The following is a 20764-nucleotide window of genomic DNA, read 5'->3' as shown; positions in this document are numbered from 1 at the left end:
GGCGCGTACACCTCGTCCAGCAGCCGCTGCGCGGTGCCGCCGTCCGGGCCGGCCGGCAGGCCGTACACCAGCCGGTCGGGGTGCAGGGTGTCGGCCACGGCGAACCCCTCCCGGAGGAACTCCGGATTCCAGGCCAGCAGCGCGCCGGGCACCTTGTCCCCGATCAGCTCCGCCAGCCCCGCCGCGGTGCCCACCGGCACCGTGGACTTGCCCACCACCAGCTGCCCCGGCTCCAGCACGGCCAGCAGCGCCTCGGTGGCGGCCTGCACGTAGCGCAGGTCCGCGGCGTACTCCCCGCGCTTCTGCGGCGTGCCCACACACACGAAGTGCACCGCGGCGCCGGCGGCGTCGGCGATGTCGGTGGAGAACCGCAACCGGCCGGTGGCCAAGGTGCGCTCGAGCAGCTCCTCGAACCCGGGCTCGTAGAACGGCGCCCGCGCCGCCCGCAGCGCGGCGATCTTCGGCTCGTCGACGTCGACGCCGACCACCTCGTGACCCAACTCGGCCATCGACGCCGCGTGCACCGCACCCAGGTAACCGCAGCCCACGACCGAGATCCTCATCGACACGAACTCCCCTGAGACGAGCTGCCCGCCGACCGTCCGGCAGCGGGAGGGCGACGCGCGGCAGACACCGGGCGACGAGCCCGGATGCTGGCACCCACAGAGCCCGGGAGGAAGCGGTGAGCCGCCATCCGCCGGGACCCGCCGGGCTAATTGGTCCCAAGGGGTGAGAACGCTCCCTGTAACCGGGTCGGTCCGTTCCGTGACGCCTATCGTCCGTTCAGCGCGACACGAGGCGTAGGGCCGACCGGCCTGTCCGACACCGAAACGGGGACGCACGATGGACTTCGGCGAGATGGTGCGAGCGCTGCGGCGGGGATGGTGGATGCCAGCGCTGGGCCTCCTCCTCGGGGGGCTCGCCGCGGCGGCGATCACGCTGATGACCACGGCCGTCTACACGTCGCACACGCAGCTGTTCGTGTCGACGACCGACTCGTCCTCCACTGCCGAGGTGTTCCAGGGCAACCAGTTCGCGGAGAAGCGCATCGCGTCCTATGCGGAGCTGCTGACCAGTCAGGAGCTGGCCGCGCGGGTGGTGGCGGACCTCGGTCTCGATCTGACGCCCGGTGAGCTGGTCTCCCGCATCGACGCGGCACCGGTCTCGGGCACGGTGGTCCTCGACGTCGGCGTGACCGATCCCTCGCCCGAGCAGGCGCAGCGGATCGCCCGGACCGTCGCCGACGAGTTCGTCACCGCGGTGGAGGAGTTGGAGACGCCGGCCGGTGCCCTCACCTCGCCGGTCAAGGTGACCGTGTTCGGCGCCGCGGACCTGCCGGGCTCGCCCAGCGCGCCGCAGCCGGTGCTCAACCTCGCCGTCGGGCTGGTGATCGGGGTCGGAGTGGGAGCCGCCACGGCCGTCGTCCGGGCTCGCCTGGACCGGTCGGTCAAGGACCCGGACGAGGTGGCGGACCTGGCCGGTGCGCCGATCATCGGCGTCGTCCTCCGCGACGACGCGCTGGAGGACGACCACCGCATCGACCCGCAGAGCTCCGGCCGGTCGGCCGAGGCCTACCGGCACCTGCAGACCAACCTGCAGTTCCTCGACGTCGACACGCCTCCGCGGGTGCTCATGGTCTCCAGCGCCATGCCCTCCGAGGGCAAGACGACAGTTGCGGTGAACCTGGCCCTCAGCCTGGCGGACGCCGGCAAGCGGGTCGCGCTCATCGAGGCCGACCTGCGGCGACCGCGCGTGATCAGCTACCTCGGTCTCGTCGACGGCGCTGGACTGACCAACGTCCTGACCGGTCAGGCGCAGGTGGAGGAGGTGGAGCAGCCCTACGGGAAGGACGGCGCCCTGGTGGTCGTCGGCGCCGGCCCGACCGCGCCGAACCCGGCGCAGCTGCTGGCGTCGGGCGCCATGCGGGCGCTCCTGGAGGAGCTCCGGGCCGGCCACGACTACGTCATCCTCGACGCGCCGCCCCTGCTGCCCGTCGCCGACGCCACCGGCCTGGCCGTGCTGGTCGACGGAGTGCTCCTGTCCGTGCGCCACGGGAACACGACGAAGGAGCAGGTGCAGCGGACCCGCGCCACGCTGGACCGGGTCGGAGCCCGCACGATCGGAGCCGTCCTGAACATCGTGCCGGTGCGGGACGACATTAGCTCGGCGTACGGCTACGACCGCGAGTACGCCGCCCAGCCGGCGTCCTCGGCCGGCTAGATGGGATCAGCTCGGACGCTGACCGGTCCCGGACGACACCTGGCCGGCGTGCGGTGACCGCGCCCGGCGCCGAGTCGGTCCCCTCCCCGGGGTACCGCCTGCTGTTCGTCTGCACCGGGAACATCTGCCGGTCTGCGGCAGCCGAGCGACTGGCCCGGAGGCAGCTCGAGGCTCTCCTCGGCGCCGCCGCGGCCTCGGTGCTGGTCCACAGCGCCGGTACCCGCGCGGCTGTCGGGTCTGCGATCCACCCGGACAGCGCCTCGGTCCTCCGCCGGCTCGGCGGTGACGACGAGCAGTTCACGGCCCGCCGGCTGCGCCGGCAGATGGTCACCGAGGCCGACCTCGTCCTCACCATGACCCGCGAGCACCGCCAGGCCGTGCTCGGCCTCGAGCCCCGGGCCCTGTCCCGGACCTTCACGCTCAGGGAGGCCGCGGACCTGGTGCGGCTGCTCGACGCGCCGCCTGGCACGACACGGACCGCGGGGGACGGGGGCCCGCGCGGCCTCGCTCTGCGGATGGCCGCGGCTCGGCGCCTGCGCACCAGCAGCGCCGAGGACGACATCGTCGACCCGATGGGCGGGCCCCCGGAGGCGCACCGCCGCGCCGGCGAGAGCATCGCGGAGTGCCTCGGGCCGGTCCTCGACCACGTCGTCCGCCACCTCGGGAGCTGACTCGTCGCACCCGGCCACCGTCCCCGACAGCGGCCGGTGTCCGCGCCGGCCTGCTGTGCCAGGAGCGGCGATCCGTTCCGGCGGAACCGCGGTCAGGCCGGTCAGGGAGCGGTGCGAACCGGCGGGGCGGGACGGGACCGGGCAACGGCCCAGACGGCGAGCTCGTCCCGGAAGAGCCGTCGGCAGGCGACCAGGGCTGCCGCCGCGGCCAGCACGCCGGCGGCGGCCGTGCCGAGGGCGACGACGAGGTCGGGGGCGGAATGCCGCAGCGCCGTGGCCACCGGCCAGGCCGCCGCGGCGGTGGCCGCCGCGATCGGCAGTGACTTGGCGAAGCTCCGCAGCACACGCCCGGCCAACCCGCGGCTGATCCGGGCCGAGAAGGTGAGCATCGTGGCGAAGTGCAGGACGATCGCCACGGACGCGCCGACGGCCACCCCACTGATGCCCCAGGTGCTGCCGATCGCGCAGCCCACCGCGACCTCGGCCGCGTAGAGCCACTGTCGCCAGGCGCCCCCGAGGACCGCGCCCGTGGCGCGGGTCAGCGAGCCGCTGATCTTGTACGCGGTCCGGGGGAGGAGCACCACGGCGAAGACCTGCAGCGGCAGGACCACCGCCGACCAGCCGGGCCCCAGCAGGATCGCGACCACCTCGGGGGCGAGGACGGACAGCAGCACACTGACCGGCAGCGTCAGGAGGGCCACCAGCGAGCAGGCCAGGACGTAGGCCCGGGCCAGGCGCTCACGGTCGTCCTGGATGCGGGCCAGCGACGGGAACAGCACCTTGTCCGCGACGGTCCCGATGAGGTTCGCGGGCTGGACGAGCAGCTGGTAGGCCCGCGAGTAGACCCCCAGGGAGGCCGGGCCCAGGGTCGAGGTGACCACGAGGTTGTCCCCGTTGAGCCCCACCCAGTTGCCCAGCTGCGACAACGAGTACGCAGACCCGAAGCTCAGGATCCGCCGCCCGGACCGGGCCATGACCGCAGGCCGGCAGGGCCGCACGGCGTGGCGGACGAGCGCGTAGCCCCCGATCGCCGTCAGCGCCGCCTGGGCGACCTGACCCCACACGAGGGCGGCCGCACCCGCGCCGGCGAGGGCGAGGACGACCGACGTCCCCAGGTGTCCGACGCCGTAGGACAGCAGCTCCACCAGGACGAGGTCCCGGAAACGCAGGCGCCGCTGCAGCAGGGCCAGGGAGACCGAGCTGAGGCCGCCGAGGACCAGCACGATCGACAGCAACCGCAGGAAGGAGGAGTCCGCCGGGAGGCCCACGAGCGGGTTGACCACCGGGGCGGCGAGGAACAGCACCGTCGCCAGGGCCACGCCCAGACCCGCGGCCACGGTGAAGGCGGTGGCCACGTCCGCGCGGCTCAGCTCCCGGGACTGCACCAGGGCGGGTCCGATGCCCAGCTGCCCCAGCATGACGGCGAGGCTCATCACGACCGTGGCCGCCATCGCGGTGCCGAACTGCTCGGCCGACAACAGCCGGGACAGCACCACGATGGAGACGACCTGCAGCAGCGACTGACCGAGGGCGCCGAGCAGCGACCAGGACAGCCCCCGGACGGCTGATCGGGTCATGGACCGTCCTGGTCCTGCGACGCGGGCAGCCGGCTCCGCGGTCCGGACCCCGTCCGGCGGACTCACCTGCCTCGCCGCTCCAGCCGGGCGACGACGCCGCGGACGGTGCGCCGGGCCACGCGCAGGCCCCGGGTGCGGCTCCGCTTGACCGCCGTCCGCACGACCAGCAACAGCCACGCGAGGACCATCCCGGGCTCGGCGAGCAGGGCGACCGGTCCGGTCGCCGGGCCCAGCAGCAGTCGGGTCGGGACGCCGGTGACCCGGGGCGAGAAGACGGTGAGGACGCGGTCGCCGTAGGAGCTGACGCCGAGGGGGGTGTCGGCCTCCGGCGACCGGGCGCCCCGGCCGACGACGGTGGGCGAGTCGGCCAGCCGCGGTCGTTCGTCGGGGAGGTCCTGGAGGAACTCCCAGTCGATGACCTTCAGGCCCTCGCCCGCGTCGCTCATCAGGTTCAGCGGCGTGAGGTCGAGCAGGTAGCTGCCCCGGTCGTGCAGCGTCCGGGCGAGCCCGGCCAGCGCACGGCTGGTGCGCGGTGTCAGCTGCACGTGCGGGCCGTCGGGCAGCGAGCGGCGGACGTGCGCCCGGGTGTCGCGGTATCGGGGGGACAGCAGCCAGTTGCTGCCCGCCTCCAGCAGGGCGGGCACCTCGGGGAGGTCGGCGAACTCCGTGCGAGCGCGCAGCTCGCGCTCCAGGAACCGGCGGGCGCTCGGGGCGAACAGCTTGCACACGCACTCGCCGAACTCCGGGTGCGCCACGACCGCGGTCACGGCCCGGCGTCGCTGGCTGGGCAGCAACTCCACCATCGGGTACGGGAAGGTCATCGTGGCGCGCAGGTCCGCGACCCGTGTCCGGAGTCCCGCCGCGAGGCCGGGGTCCTCCAGGGCGTCGAGGTAGTCCAGCGCCTGGCGGGGGTTGTCCGAGCTGTGCAGGGGGTTGAACCGCGCCTCCGCCGGTTGCCCGGCCAGCAGCCGGCGCCGGATGGCCAGCTTGGCTGCGGTGACCCGATCCGGGGTGGAGCCCGTTCCGTCGTCGACGACCGCGGCGAGGTCGTAGGCCACGACGTAGGCGGTCGGCCCACCGCCCCCGACGGCCCAGGGGCCCGCACCCCAGTTGCCCCCTCGCACGCGGGCACGGACCCGCGCTGCCTGCTCCGGGGTCAGCGGAACGGTCGCCAGCGGCTCCCAGCCCTCGCGGAGGAGCTCGGCGCGCATCCGGTCGATCAGGCCGGCTGCCTGCTCGCGCACCACGAACACGGCCAGCCCCGGGATCCCGGCGTGAGCGGGGCCGAACTCGTCCTCGAGGTGGTCTCGCAGCCACGGGTTGTCCTCCGCGAGCTTCTCGAGGGTGTCCAGCGGCGGGCGCAGGCCCGTTCCCGCCAGGTGCGCGTCGAGGTCGTCCAGGGTGAGCCGGATCGACAGCCCGGCGCCGGCGGCCAGGTCGCCGAGGACCGACGTGTAGTCGTGTTCCGGGGAGCCGGCCGCGGGGCGGCCCCCCGGCTCGCCGGGCAGTCCCGACCGCAGGCCCTTGTGGTAGACGACGTGATAGGCCATCGAGTCGAAGTGGTCCACCGGCGAGGGGGCCCGGTAACGCCCCCGCCACAGGACGGCGCGCTCGAGGACCCGCGCGGCGAGCGCGGGAGAGAGGTACGGGATCCCCCGGAAGTCCGAGCCCGGCAGCCCCGTCACCGAGTACACGTCGAACTCCTGCCGCGCCGGCGCCACCCGGTGGGACCGCACCAGGGTCTGCAGCAGCGGGAGGTCCTCGTCGGCCACGAGGATGTCGACGTCCTCGCCGGGTTCGACGTCGGGGAGCGTCTCGAACCAGCGCAGGACCGCGTAACGCACCCCACGGCGGTTGAGCTCGTCGAAGAACCCGTCGAGCGAGAGCCCGGCCCGCAGGTGCCGGCGGGTCGCCTGCCGGGGAGCCAGCAGCCCCAGCCCCAGCGGTGTCAGCACCCGTTCCTTCATCGCGTTTCTCTCCATGACGTCGACGGCCTCACGGCTCCGGTCCACCGGCGCCGTCCACACAGCGGCGCCGCGACGGCGAGCCCGCCGTCCGTTGCTCCCGATCCTGCCGCCCGCCCGCTGTCCCGGGTGGGCCGCGGCGGTCGCACTCACCCTTCGGGGGCACCTGCGGGCGCGCGGACCGTCCGCCGGCGCCAAGCCTGCGTGTCCAGGTGCGGCCCGCTCCGGGCCCAGCGCGCTGCCCGGGCCGCCGCTCGGAGCCCGCGCTGTACCGAGCCCAGGGCCAGGACCCGCAGCACAGCCGGGAGGACGACGCCGGGCACGACGTCCCCGGGAGAGAGGTAGGACGACGCGGGGCGCCCGTAGTCCACGTGACGGGACAACCCGCGCCACCACAGCTCGCCCAGGCGGGCCCGGGTCAGCGCCCCGCGGACCGGGCCGGCCAGCCCCGCCAGCGCGGCGTCGGCGTGCTGGACCAGCAGCTCCCGCTCAGCCATGACCGCGCCCACCACGTTCCCGGTGATGGTCCCCCCGTGGACCGCGCGGACCGTCACCGGACACGTGCGGTTCCACAACCGGTCACGGGCGCCCGGCTCCGCGGCGAGGACGAGCCAGAAGGCGTAGTCGACCAGCCGGCGCACCGCGGGGAACCCACCCACACGGACCCCCGGTTCCCGGCGGATGAGCGTCGACGAGCTCACGAACGGGTTGCGCTTCCAGAGGCTGCGCAGGTCGACCGGAACGGCCGGCTCCAGGCCCGTCGCCGCACGGGGCACGGCCGAGGTGTCGGGCACCTCCCCGAAGCCGAGGACCCATGCGTCCGGGTGCTCCTCCACCGCCTCCTCGAACAGCCGGCCGGCGCCGGGCAGCAACCGGTCGTCGCTGTCGAGGACGAGCAGCCACGGCGCGCCCGACCGTTCCAGCAGCGTCTGCCGCGCGTGTCCGACACCGCGGTTCTCGGTCGCGTCGACGACCTCGGCGCCGGCCGCACGCGCCCGCTCCACCGTGCGGTCGGTGCTGCCGTCGGAGTACACGAGGACCCGCTCCGGGCGTGGTCGCTGCGCGAGCGCCGAGGCGACCGCGGCGGCGATGGAGTCCTCGGCCTGGTACGCCGGGATCAGGACGTCGTAGCTCAGCGTCATGCGGATGCCTCCTCGAGGCGCCTCGATGCGTCGTGCGGCGCCGCCCGCTCGTCCCCGTCCCCGGCACGGGGGCGCGGGGCGAGGGCCGACGGGTGCGCGGTGTCCGGGCGGGCCGTGTCGTCCCGGGGCACCAGGTGGGACAGCAGCACGAGCAGCACGGTGAGGCAGGACGGGTAGAGCAGCACCGGGTCGGAGATGCTCGTGATGACGGCGTAGGCCAGCAGCACCAGGGCGACCCGGGAGGCCCGGGCGGCCAGCACCAGGGCGACGAGCCCGACGGCGGCGACGGCCGTGCCGATGCGCCCGACCTCCAGCCACAGTTGCACGTAGGTGCTGTGTGCGCCCAGCTGATCGCCCATCACCGAGGCCGTCTGTCCCCAGCCGATACCGAGCAGTTCGTGCCCTCGCGTGGCCTCCAGGGCGTCCTGCCACTGCCCGAGCCGCCACCCCGAGGCGTTCTGACCGGACAGTCCGCCGGTCTCGGTGATGCTCTCCAGCCGGGTCACCACGGTCGTGCCGATGAACGGCATGGCGGCGACGGCCGGCAGGAGGAGTCCGAAGAACCGCCGACCGCGCAGCCACAGGGCGGGGAGCAGGAGAACGAGGAACACGAGGAGGGCCGCCCGGCTGCCGGTGAGGAGCAGGGCCACCAGCAGGATGGCCGCCGAGCCGATCCGCGGGGCGGAGAACCGCCTCGCGTACAGCTGGTGGAGCAGGACGAGGCTGAGGGTGTACGCGGCGAAGTTGGGGTGCCCGAACAGGCCCCCGAAGCGCTGCCCCACTCCCTCTGCCGTGCCGAACGCCTCCGGGTAGCCGGTCAGGGGCTGGGCGATGAGGACGACGGCCCCTGCGGTCACCGCGATCTCCACCCAGTCCACGGCGCGGCGGCGCGTGGCAGGGGAGGAGTTCGCCAGCAGGAGCGCCAGGACCGACAGGGAGAGGAACCGTGCGGTGCCGGGCAGACCCGCCCCACCGTTGGCCGCTGCCGCGAGGGTCACGGCCAGCGCGACCGCGGTGGACCACGCGGCGAGCGGTGTGCCGTGGCGCCGCGCCGCCAGCAGCCAGCCGATCCCCACGGCGGCGCCGTACAGGACCGCGACGTTGTCCAGGGTGACCGGGCCCGCGGCGTACCCCGAGAGGAACAGGGGGCCGCCGACCATGGCGGCCAAGGCGGTCGTCCGGGGCCTCAGGACGGTCGCGCCGATGACGGCCAGGCCGGCGACCGCCGCGCCGGTCGCCAGAGGCGCTCGGAGGACGCCCGCGACGGCGGCGACGACGGCAACCGCGGGGAGCAGGGGCCAGAGCGTCGGGAGGAGCCTGCTGCGCGGCCGGGGGGCGCTCACGCGTTCGTGCGCAGGGCGAGGGTCAGGAGGAGCAGCGCGCGGGGGCTCTCCACCAGGTAGCGCCGGCCCATCCGGCGCGGCTCGTGCACGAGCCGGTAGGCCCACTCGAACCCGAGCCGGCCCACCCACGCCGGAGCCGCCGGCATGTCGTTCGTGGCCATCTCCACGGCTCCGCCCACGCCGACGATCAGACCGCGGGGGAGGAGCTCGGCGAGCGCCTGGCCCACCGGCTCACCGCGCGGTGCGCCCAGACTCACGAGGACGACGTCGCAGTCGCGTTCGGAGACCTCCCGTGCGATGGCGGCCACATCCCACGTGCGGGCGTCCCCGTGGTGTCCGTAGGCCAGGGTCACGTCGTTGCGCGCGAGACGCCGGGCGAACCTGACGGCGACGTCGCTCCGGGTCCCGAGCAGCGCGACCCGGCGTCCGGCGAAGGACCGGTCCCGGAGCAGCGCGTCGACGATGTCCCGACCGGTCACACGGGCGCAGGTGCGACCGGTGCGCCGGGCGAGGTAGGCCAGGGGCCATCCGTCGGCGGACACCAGGTCGGCGGCCATCACGGCCTCCGCGGCCGGCTGGGAGGTCGCGATGAGGTGCACGTGCTGGAGGTTGACCGTCTGCACCCGGACGGGCTGAGTCCGCCACGGCGCGGCGAAGACGTCCTCGAGGGAGGCGACGAGGCGGTGTCCCTGCGTGCAGGAGCGCCAGAAGCCGGCCACCCGGGTGGCGGGAGTGGAGGTCAGCACGGGGTCACCTCTCGGGTGGACAGGACGCGGGCCGGGTTCCCGGCGACGGAGGCGGCGGGCGGGACGTCCTGCAGGACGACGCTCCCCGCGCCGATGACCGCGCCCCGGCCCACGGAGATGGCTCCCAGCAGGACGCTGTGGGGGCCCACGTCGACGTGGGAGGCGAGCTCCGGACAGTCCGCGTCGGTGCGACGCGAGCCGAGGGTCGTGGTGTGCCGGAGGGTGACGTGGTCGCCGATACGGGTGGCGCGGTTGACGACCAGGCCCATGCCGTGGTGGACGGCGAGGCCGCGGCCCACCGCCGTCGACACGGGGAGGTCGATCCCGAAGAACCTCAGGGCCACGACGCGGTAGAGCAGCATCAGCGGGGCAGCGAGCAGACGCCGGGGGACACCGCCGCCGCCTCGGGCCCGCTGCGCCAGCCGGAAGAGGACCAGGACCAGCTGGATCCCCGGCCGGCCACGGTTGGCCGGCCAGTCCTGGAAGAGCCCCGGGCGACCGGGGCGGTCGCGGGTCTCGGCGGGCATCTCTCAGGCCGCCCGGTAGGAGGTGGTGAGCGCCCGGCCGACGGCCTCGACGCTGCAGTTCTCCTGGGCCCACGCCAGTCCGCGCCGGCCCCACTCGGCCCGACGGGCCGGGTCGGCGAGCAGGTCGCCGAGCGTGGCGGCGAGGCGAGCCGGGTCGCCGTCGACCAGGGCGACCCCCTGCTCCTCGCCGAGCTGGTCGATCTCCCCGACCGGCGTGGTCACGACCGGGACCCCGAGGGCGAGGCTCTCCAGGACGAACATCGGCAGGGCCTCGTCGCGGGACGGCAGGCAGGCGACGCGCGCGGAGCCGAGGACGCCGAGCAACTCCGAGCGGGCCAGGGACCCGGCGTATCGCATCCCGTCGGGCAGGTCGGTGAGCGGCAGGTCTCCGGGGGGCCCGCACAGCAGGCAGGTCGCCTCCGGATGACGTCGGCGCACCGAGGGCCACGCGGCGACGAGCCGGTCGACGCCCTTGCGGCTCCCCACCACGCCACCGAAGACGATGTCCGCGACGTGGGTCGGGAGCGGGGCGGTCGCGAGTTCGGCCATGTCGACGGGATTGAGCACCGGCCGCACGAGCGTGTCCGGGCACAGCGCGGACACCCGCGCCGCCGCGTGCGGGCCGAGCGTGAAGACCACGGAGCAGGAGCGCAGGACCAGCCGCACCAGGGTCGCGTGTCGCGAGGAGAACTGGAGGAAGCGAGCGCCGTGGAGGGTGGCCGCCGTCCTGATGCCCAACGCCCGCGCGATCAGCAGCACCGCACCCTCGCGGAGGAAGGAGCCGCCTTCGCTCAGGTGGGCGTGGACCCAGTCGGGCCGGCGCCCACCACGGCCGGCGAGGCCGGCAACCAGCCTGATGGCCGCGCCCAGACCGTGGTCCCGGGCGGACGGTGCCCACGTGGCGGCGGTGGCGGCGCGGACGCCGGTGCCGGGCGCACGCGCGAGCAGGCCGATGACCGTCGCCATCCCACCCGTGGTCTCCACGTCGGGCCCGACGTGCAGGACGTGCAGGATGCGCGGTTCGTCGCTCACGTGCTCCCCCGGTGTCGAACGCTGTCGGGGGAAGGTAGGAAGGTGTTCACCGCACTGTCACCATGCGATTACTCGTAAGAGTGACGACCCCGGGCTGCGTTCGCCCCATCCGGGGATGCGCGCCGGCCGTGGCACCGGTGGCCCGGGATGACGCCCCGTGACGGCGGCAGGGGCAGCTCGCCGGGACTAACCTGGGTTCCCGGCCCCCCGCGCACCCGGCGCGACGTGTGTGGCTCCCGGCTCCAGGAGTGAGAACTCAGTGACCTTGCGCGGCGTGCTCGACGTCGTCCTCACCGACCCCGGCATGGCCCGCGTGGTGGCCGCCGCAGGGAACGCCGAGCTGGCGGTCACCGCCCCGCCGTCGGTGCAGCCACTGGTGGCCGCCGCGCTGGCGGCGGCCGGTGGGGAGAGCGGCGTCCCCGTCCTGGTCGTGACGGCGGGGGAGCGGGACGCCGACGCCGTCGCCGACCAGCTGCGCTGCTTCCTGCCCGACCGTCGCACCGAGGTCTTCCCCGCCTGGGAGACGCTGCCGCACGAGCGGCTGTCCCCGCGCGCGGACACCGTCGGCCGCCGGCTCGCGGTGCTGCGCGACCTCACCCACCCCGGCGTCAACGGCACCATCGACGTCCTCGTCGCGCCGGTGCGCAGCGTGCTGCAGCCGCTGGCCCCGGGCCTTGGCGACCTCGTCCCCGTCGAGTTGCGGGCGGGCGACTCCGCCGAGCTCGACGACGTCGCGCAGGCGCTGTCCGACGCCGCCTACACCCGCGTGGAGCTGGTGGAGAAGCGGGGCGAGTTCGCCGTCCGCGGCGGCCTGCTCGACGTCTTCCCGCCGACCGAGCCGCACCCGGTCCGGGTGGAGTTCTGGGGCGACGAGGTCGACGAGCTGCGCTACTTCTCCGCCGCCGACCAGCGTTCCCTCGACGAGCGTCCCGAGCGGCTGTGGGCCCCGCCGTGCCGCGAGCTGCTGCTGACCCCGGAGGTCCGGGCACGCGCCGCCGAGCTGGCTCATCAGCACCCCGGGCTGCTGGAGGTCCTCGGCAAGGTCGCCGAGGGCATCGCCGTCGAGGGCATGGAGTCGCTGACCCCGGCGCTGATCGGCGGCCGGCACATGGACCTCCTCACCGACCTCGTGCCGCGCGGCACGCACGTGCTGGTCTGCGACCCCGAGCGGGTGCGCAGCCGCGCCGCGGACCTGGTCCGCACCGCCGAGGAGTTCCTCGCCGCGGCTTGGTCGTCCGCTGCTGCGGGGGCCACCGCCGCCGGGGCAGGGGAGGCGCCGCTGGACCTCGGGGCGTCGTCCTTCCGGGACCTGGCGGACGTCGAGTCCGCCGCCCGCGGCCGCGGCCTGCCCTGGTGGTCAACGGGTGCGTTCACGCTCGCGATCGAGGATGACGACACGCACGTCGCCCTCGATGCCACCACCGTCGACCGCTTCGCCGGTGACGTGCCGCGCGCCATCGACCAGCTGCGCACGTGGTCCCGGGAGGGGTGGCGGCTGGTCGTCACCTTCGCCGGCCCGGGCCCCGCGCAGCGCGCCGCCGACCAGTTCGCCGAGGCCGATCTCGGCGCCCGGCTGGTCCCCGACATCGCCACGGCCCCCGAGTCGCGGCTGACCCACGTCACCCAGGGCAACCTCGAGGCCGGGTTCACCTTCCCCGGCGTCGGGCTCGCGCTGCTGACCGAGCACGACCTCACCGGGCAGCGCGGCACCTCGATGCGGGACGCGGTCAAGATGCCGGCCCGCCGCCGCAACGCCGTCGACCTGGTGCAGCTGCAGCCCGGCGACCTCGTCGTGCACGAGCACCACGGCATCGGCCGCTACATCGAGATGGTCAGCCGCACCGTCAACGGCGGGCAGCGCGACTACCTGATCGTCGAGTACGCGCCGTCCAAGCGGAACCAGCCGCCGGACCGCCTGTTCGTCCCCACCGACGCCCTCGACCAGCTGACCCGCTACGTCGGCGGCGAGGCCCCGGCGCTGTCCAAGCTGGGGGGCGCCGACTGGCAGAAGACCAAGGGGCAGGCCCGCCGGGCGGTCAAGCAGATCGCCGCGGAGCTGATCCGGCTGTACTCGGCGCGGATGGCGACCCAGGGGCACGCGTTCGGTCCGGACACCGTCTGGCAGCGCGAGCTGGAGGACGCCTTCCCGTTCCACGAGACACCGGACCAGCTGGCCGCCATCGACGAGGTCAAGACCGACATGCAGAACCCGGTCCCGATGGACCGGATCATCTGCGGCGACGTCGGCTACGGGAAGACCGAGATCGCCGTCCGCGCGGCGTTCAAGGCGGTGCAGGACGGCAAGCAGGTCGCCGTCCTGGTGCCGACGACGCTGCTGGCCAACCAGCACTTCAAGACCTTCTCCGAGCGGTTCGCCCAGTTCCCGGTGAAGGTGCAGGTGCTGTCCCGCTTCCAGTCCGACGCGGAGACCCGGCAGATCCTCGAGGAGCTCGCCCGTGGCGAGGTGGACGTGCTGGTGGGCACCCACCGGCTGCTGCAGCCGACCATTCGCTGGAAGGACCTCGGCCTGGTCGTCGTCGACGAGGAGCAGCGTTTCGGCGTCGAGCACAAGGAGTACCTGAAGACCATGCGGACGGCGGTCGACGTCCTGTCGATGTCGGCCACCCCGATCCCGCGCACGCTGGAGATGTCGCTGACCGGCATCCGGGAGATGTCGACGATCCTGACCCCGCCGGAGGAGCGGCACCCGGTGCTGACCTACGTCGGCGCCTGGGACGACAAGCAGATGGCCGCCGCGATCCGCCGCGAGCTGCTGCGCGACGGTCAGGTGTTCGTCATCCACAACCGGGTGCAGTCGATCGACAAGGCGGCGGCGAAGATCCGCAACCTCGTGCCCGAGGCCCGCGTCGCCGTCGGCCACGGGCAGATGAAGGAGCACGAGCTCGAGCGGATCATGGTCGGCTTCTGGGAGAAGGAGTACGACGTCCTGGTCGCGACGACGATCGTCGAGTCGGGCCTGGACATCCCCAACGCCAACACCCTGATCGTCGACCGGGCCGACACCTTCGGCCTCTCCCAGCTGCACCAGATCCGCGGCCGGGTCGGCCGTGGTCGCGAGCGGGCCTATGCCTACTTCACCTACGACCCCTCCCGGCCGCTGACCGAGACCTCGGTCGACCGGCTGACCACCATCGCGCACAACACCGACCTGGGTGCCGGCATGGCGGTGGCGATGAAGGACCTCGAGATCCGCGGGTCGGGCAACCTGCTCGGCGGCGAGCAGTCCGGGCACATCGCCGGCGTCGGGTTCGACCTCTATGTGCGGCTGGTCGGGGAGGCGGTGACCGACTACCGGGCGCAGCTGTCCGGCGAGGAGGTCCCGGCCGAGCCGGCCGAGGTCCGCGTGGACCTGCCGGTGGACGCGCACCTGCCGCACGACTACGTGCCCGGCGAGCGGCTGCGCATGGAGGCCTACCGCAAGGTCGCCTCCGTCCAGTCCGACGAGCAGGCCCAGGCGGTGCTCGACGAGCTGACCGACCGCTACGGCGCCCCGCCGGCGCCGGTGCTCAACCTGCTGGCCGTCGCCCGGTTCCGCGCCGCGGTGCGCACGTGGGGGATCACCGAGGTGTCGATGCAGGGCCGGGCGATCCGGATCAGCCCCGTGCCGTTGCGGGAGTCCCAGCAGATGCGGCTGGCCCGGCTGGCCGACGGTGCGACCTACAAGTCCACCGTCGACACCATCTCGCTCAAGGTGCCGGTCGGCCCGGACCGGAGGACGCCGCTGCGCGACGTCGCGCTGCTGGAGAACCTGCACTCGTTGCTGGCCGCCGTCCTCGAACAGCCGGTGGCCGCCTGACAGCCGCGGGAGCATCGCAGCGAGCGCCGGCGAGCGAGGAGCGGACCGTGGCGCGGAAGGCGGCGGTGTCGTGGCCGCCTGACAGCCGCGGGAGCATCGCAGCGAGCGCCGGCGAGCGAGGAGCGGACCGTGGCGCGGAAGGCGGCGGTGTCGTCGCCGCCTGAGGGATGGAGTGGGTTCGTCGGCGTCACACCGCCGAATCGACTCCGCCTGCGTCGTGGGTCACAGGTGGTGTGGCACGCTCCGAGCCGTGCAGACCCGTCGCCTGACCGCATCGCTGGCCCTCGGCCTCGTCGCGCTCGCCGGGGTGGCCGGCTGCCGGACGTCACCCAACGTCGCCGCCTACGTCGGCGACGAGCAGGTCACCGTGGCCGAGCTGCAGGAGGCGGTGGACCAGCGCCTGTCCGACCCGGCGCTCGCCGCGGCCACCGCGGGCCGCGAGGACGAGTTCACCCGCCTCGTGCTCACCCGCATGGTGCAGGTGGAGGTGTACGCGCAGGCGGCGGAGGAGTACGGGGTCACGCCGTCGGACGGCGAGGTCCGCGAGCTGCTCGACGAGCTGATCGGCGACCAGGACCCGGAGGCCCTGTACGCCCAGGCCGCCGCCCAGGGAGTCGGGCGGACCGACATCTTCGAGACCGTCCGCCAGCAGCTGGTCCGGCAGCGCATCGCGGTGTCCGAGGGGCTCGCCGAGGGGCTGACCGAGGAGCAGCTGCGCGCCGACTACGAGGAGGCGCTGCCCTCCCTGTCGCAGGTCTCGCTCGGCTACGTCACGGTGCCCGACCAGGCTGCCGCCGACGCCGCCGTCGCCACGCTGCAGGCCGACCCCGCCGCCTACCCGACGCTCGCGGCCCAGTACCCGTCGAGCACCACGCTCCCGCAGGTGGAGCCGCGCGCCCGGGAGGAGGTGCCGACCGTCCTCGCCGACCAGGTCACCGCGGCCGCGCCGAACACGGCGTTCACCGTCCCCGTGCCGGAGGTGGGCGGCGTGCTCGTCGTCTTCGTCGGCCAGCCCGTGGTGCCGAGCTTCGAGGAGGTCCGCGGTGACCTGGAGGAGGCCGCGGCCTCGGAGGCCGACGGCGCCGCCCAGCAGGTGGTCGCCGACGTCCGGGCCGACCTCGACATCACCGTCAACCCGCGCTACGGCACCATCGAGGAGGGCCAGATCGTCCCGGCCGACGGCGGGGTCGTCGACATCCTCGAGGGGGAGGGCGCCACCGGGCCGGGGACCGCTCCGGGCGCCGACGGGGCGGGGACCGCTCCCGGCGCCGGCGGCGCGCCTGCCGGAGACTGACCGGGTGCCCGTCGCGCTCGCCGTCACCGTCAGTCCCTCCCTCCCCGGCCTGCTCGGCCCCGCCGGCTGGCGGGCGCTGGCCGGCGAGCGCCCGATCGTGGCGCTGCCCGGCGCGGCGGCCACCGCCGCCGCCCTGCGCGCCGCCGGCTGGGTGGTCGAGGACCTCCCCGACGCGGGTGCGGCGGCCGCCCGGCCCGACGAGGTCGTCGCGCTGGTGTCCGGTGAGCGGGTCGAGGCCGCGGAGCTCGTGGACGGCGCCCCGGTGCCGTCCGGGGCCAGGCTGCTCGACGTCGTCGCCGTGATGGACCGCCTGCGCTCGCCCGGCGGCTGCCCGTGGGACGCCGAGCAGACCCACGCCTCGCTGCGTGGCTACCTGCTGGAGGAGGCGCACGAGGCCTACGACGCGATCGTCGACGACGACGCCGCGGCGATGCGCGAGGAACTCGGCGACGTCCTGCTCCAGGTCGTCTTCCACGCGCGCGTGGCCGCGGAGGCCGGAGCCGACCGCCGGTTCACCATCGACGAGGTCGCCGGTGACCTGGTCGACAAGCTGGTCCGCCGGCACCCGCACGTGTTCGGCGACGCCGGTCCGCGGGACGTCGCGGAGGTCGAGGCCGGGTGGGAGGAGATCAAGAAGGCCGAGAAGCAGCGCCGGTCACCGACCGAGGGCGTCTCCCGCTCCCAGCCGGCGGCCGCCTGGGGGGCGGCGCTGGTGCGCCGGGCCGCGCGGGCCGGCCTGCCCGTCCCGGAGCCGGCCGAGTTGTCCACCCGCAGCCCGGAGGAGCTGGGGGAGCGGCTGCTGGCCGTGGTCAGCGGTGCGGCGCAGCGCGGGTGGGACGTCGAGGACGCGCTGCGGGAGGCGGTCCGCCGCTATGCGGGCGAGCTGGACGCCGCCGCGGAGGCGCGCGCCGGCTCCTGACCCTGCCCGCCCGGTGGGCGAGTTGTCCACAGGGGGTATCTGCGCTGCTCAGGCGGGCGCGGTTGCACTATAGTCGTACACGTGTTCGAACCGGACGACGTGGGCGAGCGAGTGGCGGGCGGCTCGTCGTCCCTCGAGCAGCGGATGGTCCTCGTCCCCAAGGGCGATCCGCCGTTCGTCCCGAGCCCCGAGCCGCTGTACGTCGTCGACGTCCTCCACCCAGGGCTGCGACGGGGTGAGAGCTGGCTCGTCGAGGGCCGCGTGTCGCACGGGAGGCGGGAAGGCGCCACTGCCCGGTGCGGCGCCCCGACCGCCGACGCCGCCGCGGCCGGGTTCGCGGAGCTGAACCGGCTGCTGGAGGCCGGCGCCGAGCCGCTGCAGCGGGCGGCGGCCGCCGCCCGGGAGATGGCCCGGTGGTCGGCGGTGCTCGCGACCGCCCTGGCCGAGTTCGCCCGCTGCCGGCCAGCAGCCGTGCTGGACCGGCCGCCCGGCGAGCCGGGGGCCATGTCGGCGGCCACGCGGGCGGCCCGGCCGCAGGTGCTGACCGAGGTGAGCGAGTGGGCCGTCGACGAAGTCGCACCGACGCTGCGGATCAGCTCCGCCGCCGCCACCGCGCAGCTGGTCGAGTCGCTCGTGCTGGTGGAGCGGCTGCCGCGCACGCTGGAGCTGCTGGCTCGCGGGGAACTCACACCGGCACACGCCCGCCAGATGGTGACCGTCGTCGGGCCCGTGCAGGACGACGCCGTGCGCGCCGACATCGAGGAGCACGTGCTGCGCCTGCTGGGGCGCAAGACGCCGCCGCAGCTGGGGGAGACGGCCCGGCGCATCGTGCTCCGCAAGGACGCCGACGCCGCGGCCCGCAAGCTGGTGAAGGCCGTCCGGGAGCGCGGCGTCCGGCTGCACGACCGCCGGGACGGCACCGGCACCGTGGCGATCGACCTGCCGCTGCCGGCTGCCGCCGCGATCTACCGGGCGCTGGAGGCGTACGCCGAGGAGGTCCGCGCCGATGGGGACGAGCGCACCAAGCAGCAGCGGATGGCCGACTGCCTGCAGGACCTGGTGCTGCGGCCCGGTGAACACGGCATGGCACCGGTGACCATCGCGCTCACCCTGGTCGCGACCCTGGAGACGATGCTCGGCGGCGCGGAGCCGGGGCAAGTCGAGGGGCACCTGGTGCCGGCCGAGCTGGTCCGCGAGCTGGGCTACGCCTTCGGGCTCATGCCGCGCCCCGCCCCGGAGGTCGACGGGCCGCCGGAGCACCCACCGTCGACCGACCTGACGCCATCGACCGATCGGCCGCCGGCGGATGAACCACCAGGCGACACGGTCACCGCCGACCCGGCGCCGTCGCCCGACCAGCCGCTGGCGGGCGGGCCACCGCGCGACCCGCTCTCTCCTGGACCGGCGCGGTCACCTGACGAGCCGGCCGACAGCGAGTTCCTCAGGAACGAATGCGATGGTGCCGTGGCCCCACCGGACGAGATCGCCGAACCGGCATCCGTGTCCGACCGCGGCCTGACGGAATGGCTCGCGCTCGCGGCTGCCCGGCACGACGCGGCGGTGCGGGAGGGGCTGGGCAGCGCCCGGCGTGCGGTGCTCGACGGCACCTGGACCGACGGTGAGCTGCGCGCGGTGCTCGATCTGGGTGCACTGATGGGAGTGCGCGACATCGCCGGCACCGGCCTCGCCCACCGGCCGCACATCGCGATCGTCGACCAGCTCCGCGGCACCCTGGTCGCGCTCACCGACGCCACCGCGATCCGCCGGGGCGAGGCGCTCGGCCCGCCCGCGGAGACCGACGGCTACACGCCCGGCGCCGAACTCGACCGCTTCGTGCGCCTGCGGGACCGCCGGTGCCGCTTCCCCGGCTGCCGGGGTCGTGCCCGGACGTGCGACCTCGACCACCGTCAGGAGTGGCCCGCCGGCCCGACGGCACACCACAACCTGTGCTGTCTGTGCGAGCACCACCACCGGCTCAAGCACCAGGCGCCGGGATGGCGCTTCGACGAGGCGGACGACGGCGGGCTGGCGGTCACGATGCCCGACGGCGAGGTGCTGGTCAGCCACCCACCCAGGTTCGGCACCGACCTCGACCTGCCGCCCTACTGACCCACGGACCCGTCCGCCCGTGAGGTCCGTGCGGGTGCTGCGGCCGTCCGGGGAAGGCTGGCTCGCCGTCGTTCACCTGCGCTTGGCGAGCGGTGCCACGCGGGCTGGCTAGGCTGCCCCCGTGCCCAGCATCGACGCCGTAGGCGCGCGGGAGATCCTCGACTCGCGCGGAAACCCCACCGTGGAGGTCGAGGTCGCCCTCGACGACGGGACGATCGCGCGGGCCGCGGTGCCCAGCGGCGCCTCCACCGGCGCCTTCGAGGCGGTGGAGCTGCGCGACGGTGGTGAACGCTACGGCGGCAAGGGCGTGACCCAGGCCGTCGACGGCGTCCTCGACGTCATCGGCCCGGAGCTGGTCGGCTACGACGCCAGCGAGCAGCGGCTGGTCGACCAGCGGCTGATCGACCTCGACGGCACGCCGGACAAGTCCCGCCTCGGCGCCAACGCGCTCCTCGGCGTCAGCCTCGCGGTGGCCAAGGCAGCCGCGGACTCCGCTGGCCTGCCGCTGTTCCGCTACGTCGGCGGGCCCGCGGCGCACGTGCTCCCGGTGCCGATGATGAACATCGTCAACGGCGGCGCCCACGCCGACAGCAACGTCGACGTGCAGGAGTTCATGATCGCCCCGATCGGCGCGGCGACCTTCGCCGAGGCGCTGGCCGTGGGCACCGAGACCTACCACGCGCTCAAGGCGGTGCTGAAGGGCCGCGGGCTGTCCACCGGCCTCGGTGACGAGGGCGGCTTCGCCCCTGACCTGCCCAGCAACCGCGACGCGCTGGACCTCATCGCCGAGGCCGTCGAGAAGGCCGGCTACACCCTCGGCGAGGACATCGCCCTGGCCCTCGACGTCGCCGCCACCGAGTTCCACACCGACGGCGGCTACGACTTCGAGGGGCAGAGCCGCTCGGCCGAGTACCTCACCGACTACTACCGCGAGCTGGTCGACGCCTACCCGATCGTCTCGATCGAGGACCCCCTGTCGGAGGAGGACTGGGACGGCTGGATCGCGCTGACCGCCGCCCTCGGCGACCGCGTGCAGCTCGTCGGCGACGACCTGTTCGTCACCAACCCGGTGCGCCTGGCCGACGGCATCGCCCGCAAGTCCGGGAACGCCCTGCTGGTGAAGGTCAACCAGATCGGCACGCTCACCGAGACCCTCGACGCGGTGAACCTGGCCCACCGCAGCGGCTACCGCTGCATGATGAGCCACCGTTCCGGCGAGACCGAGGACACCACGATCGCCGACCTCGCCGTCGCCACCGACTGCGGCCAGATCAAGACCGGCGCCCCCGCCCGCAGCGAGCGCGTGGCCAAGTACAACCAGCTGCTGCGCATCGAGGAGGAGCTCGACGACGCCGCCCGGTACGCGGGTGCCGCGGCGTTCCCGCGGCTGACCGGCCGATGAG

At 74.6% G+C, this 20764-nt stretch carries 15 protein-coding genes; 7 read left to right on the top strand and 8 right to left on the bottom strand.

The window, feature by feature from the left end; genetic code table 11:
- On the bottom strand, positions 1-563 hold a 563-nt coding region (locus CRP39_RS20065; protein WP_143426714.1), incomplete at its 3' end, for a 3-hydroxyacyl-CoA dehydrogenase NAD-binding domain-containing protein.
- Between the two features lie 280 nt (positions 564-843).
- Between CRP39_RS20065 and CRP39_RS20060 the strand changes: the two genes are divergently transcribed.
- Together CRP39_RS20060 and CRP39_RS20055 are read left to right on the top strand one after the other, a co-directional pair.
- Positions 844-2220, top strand: a complete 1377-nt coding sequence (locus CRP39_RS20060) for a tyrosine-protein kinase domain-containing protein (protein WP_097208132.1) — start codon at positions 844-846, stop codon at positions 2218-2220.
- 53 nt (positions 2221-2273) lie between these two features.
- Entirely contained in the window at positions 2274-2891 is a 618-nt protein-coding gene (locus tag CRP39_RS20055) for an arsenate reductase/protein-tyrosine-phosphatase family protein (protein WP_172442535.1), read from the top strand.
- Positions 2892-2992: 101 nt separating this feature from the next.
- Here the strand turns inward: CRP39_RS20055 and CRP39_RS20050 are convergent, their stop codons facing one another.
- From CRP39_RS20050 to CRP39_RS20020, 7 genes are all read right to left on the bottom strand, one after another.
- Positions 2993-4468, bottom strand: coding sequence for a lipopolysaccharide biosynthesis protein (locus CRP39_RS20050; RefSeq protein WP_097208130.1), 1476 nt, complete (start codon positions 4466-4468; stop codon positions 2993-2995).
- A gap of 62 nt (positions 4469-4530) precedes the next feature.
- A complete protein-coding gene (locus CRP39_RS20045; RefSeq protein ID WP_097208129.1) occupies positions 4531-6480 on the bottom strand; it encodes a hypothetical protein in 1950 nt (649 codons plus the stop codon).
- Positions 6481-6581: 101 nt separating this feature from the next.
- A complete protein-coding gene (locus tag CRP39_RS20040; RefSeq protein WP_097208128.1) occupies positions 6582-7574 on the bottom strand; it encodes a glycosyltransferase family 2 protein in 993 nt (330 codons plus the stop codon).
- A complete protein-coding gene (locus tag CRP39_RS20035) occupies positions 7571-8917 on the bottom strand; it encodes an O-antigen ligase family protein (RefSeq protein ID WP_097208127.1) in 1347 nt (448 codons plus the stop codon). Before CRP39_RS20035 ends, CRP39_RS20040 begins: the two co-directional genes overlap by 4 nt.
- The gene (locus CRP39_RS20030) at positions 8914-9663 is read right to left on the bottom strand and encodes a WecB/TagA/CpsF family glycosyltransferase (RefSeq protein WP_097208126.1); all 750 of its coding nucleotides are present in this window, start codon (positions 9661-9663) and stop codon (positions 8914-8916) included. The genes CRP39_RS20035 and CRP39_RS20030 overlap by 4 nt, the downstream gene beginning before the upstream one ends.
- On the bottom strand, positions 9657-10190 hold the full coding sequence (locus tag CRP39_RS20025) for a serine O-acetyltransferase (RefSeq protein WP_097208125.1): 534 nt from the start codon (positions 10188-10190) through the stop codon (positions 9657-9659). Before CRP39_RS20025 ends, CRP39_RS20030 begins: the two co-directional genes overlap by 7 nt.
- 3 nt (positions 10191-10193) lie before the next feature.
- Positions 10194-11222 carry a glycosyltransferase family 4 protein gene (locus tag CRP39_RS20020; RefSeq protein ID WP_097208124.1) on the bottom strand — a complete coding sequence of 343 codons (1029 nt, stop codon included), beginning with the start codon at positions 11220-11222 and terminating at the stop codon, positions 10194-10196.
- A 259-nt stretch (positions 11223-11481) separates the two neighbouring features.
- On the opposite strand from CRP39_RS20020, the gene mfd reads away from it, so the two are divergent.
- The 5 genes from mfd to eno all read left to right on the top strand — a co-directional run bounded on the left by mfd (position 11482) and on the right by eno (position 20763).
- A complete protein-coding gene (gene mfd / locus CRP39_RS20015; protein WP_216359830.1) occupies positions 11482-15039 on the top strand; it encodes a transcription-repair coupling factor in 3558 nt (1185 codons plus the stop codon).
- 250 nt (positions 15040-15289) lie between these two features.
- A complete protein-coding gene (locus CRP39_RS20010) occupies positions 15290-16333 on the top strand; it encodes a SurA N-terminal domain-containing protein (RefSeq protein WP_143426713.1) in 1044 nt (347 codons plus the stop codon).
- A gap of 4 nt (positions 16334-16337) precedes the next feature.
- A complete protein-coding gene (locus CRP39_RS20005; protein WP_097208122.1) occupies positions 16338-17252 on the top strand; it encodes a nucleoside triphosphate pyrophosphohydrolase in 915 nt (304 codons plus the stop codon).
- Between the two features lie 81 nt (positions 17253-17333).
- A complete protein-coding gene (locus CRP39_RS20000) occupies positions 17334-19361 on the top strand; it encodes a DUF222 domain-containing protein (RefSeq protein ID WP_097208121.1) in 2028 nt (675 codons plus the stop codon).
- A gap of 121 nt (positions 19362-19482) precedes the next feature.
- Positions 19483-20763 (top strand): phosphopyruvate hydratase, encoded by a 1281-nt coding sequence (eno, locus tag CRP39_RS19995; RefSeq protein ID WP_097208120.1) that lies wholly within the window; start codon positions 19483-19485, stop codon positions 20761-20763.
- Position 20764 lies beyond the last annotated feature (1 nt).

Origin of the sequence: Geodermatophilus sabuli, assembly GCF_900215145.1 — a bacterium.
Lineage (GTDB): Bacteria > Actinomycetota > Actinomycetes > Mycobacteriales > Geodermatophilaceae > Geodermatophilus > Geodermatophilus sabuli.
Note: the sequence above shows the minus strand (reverse complement) of the source record. Positions and strands in the feature narration are given on the sequence as shown.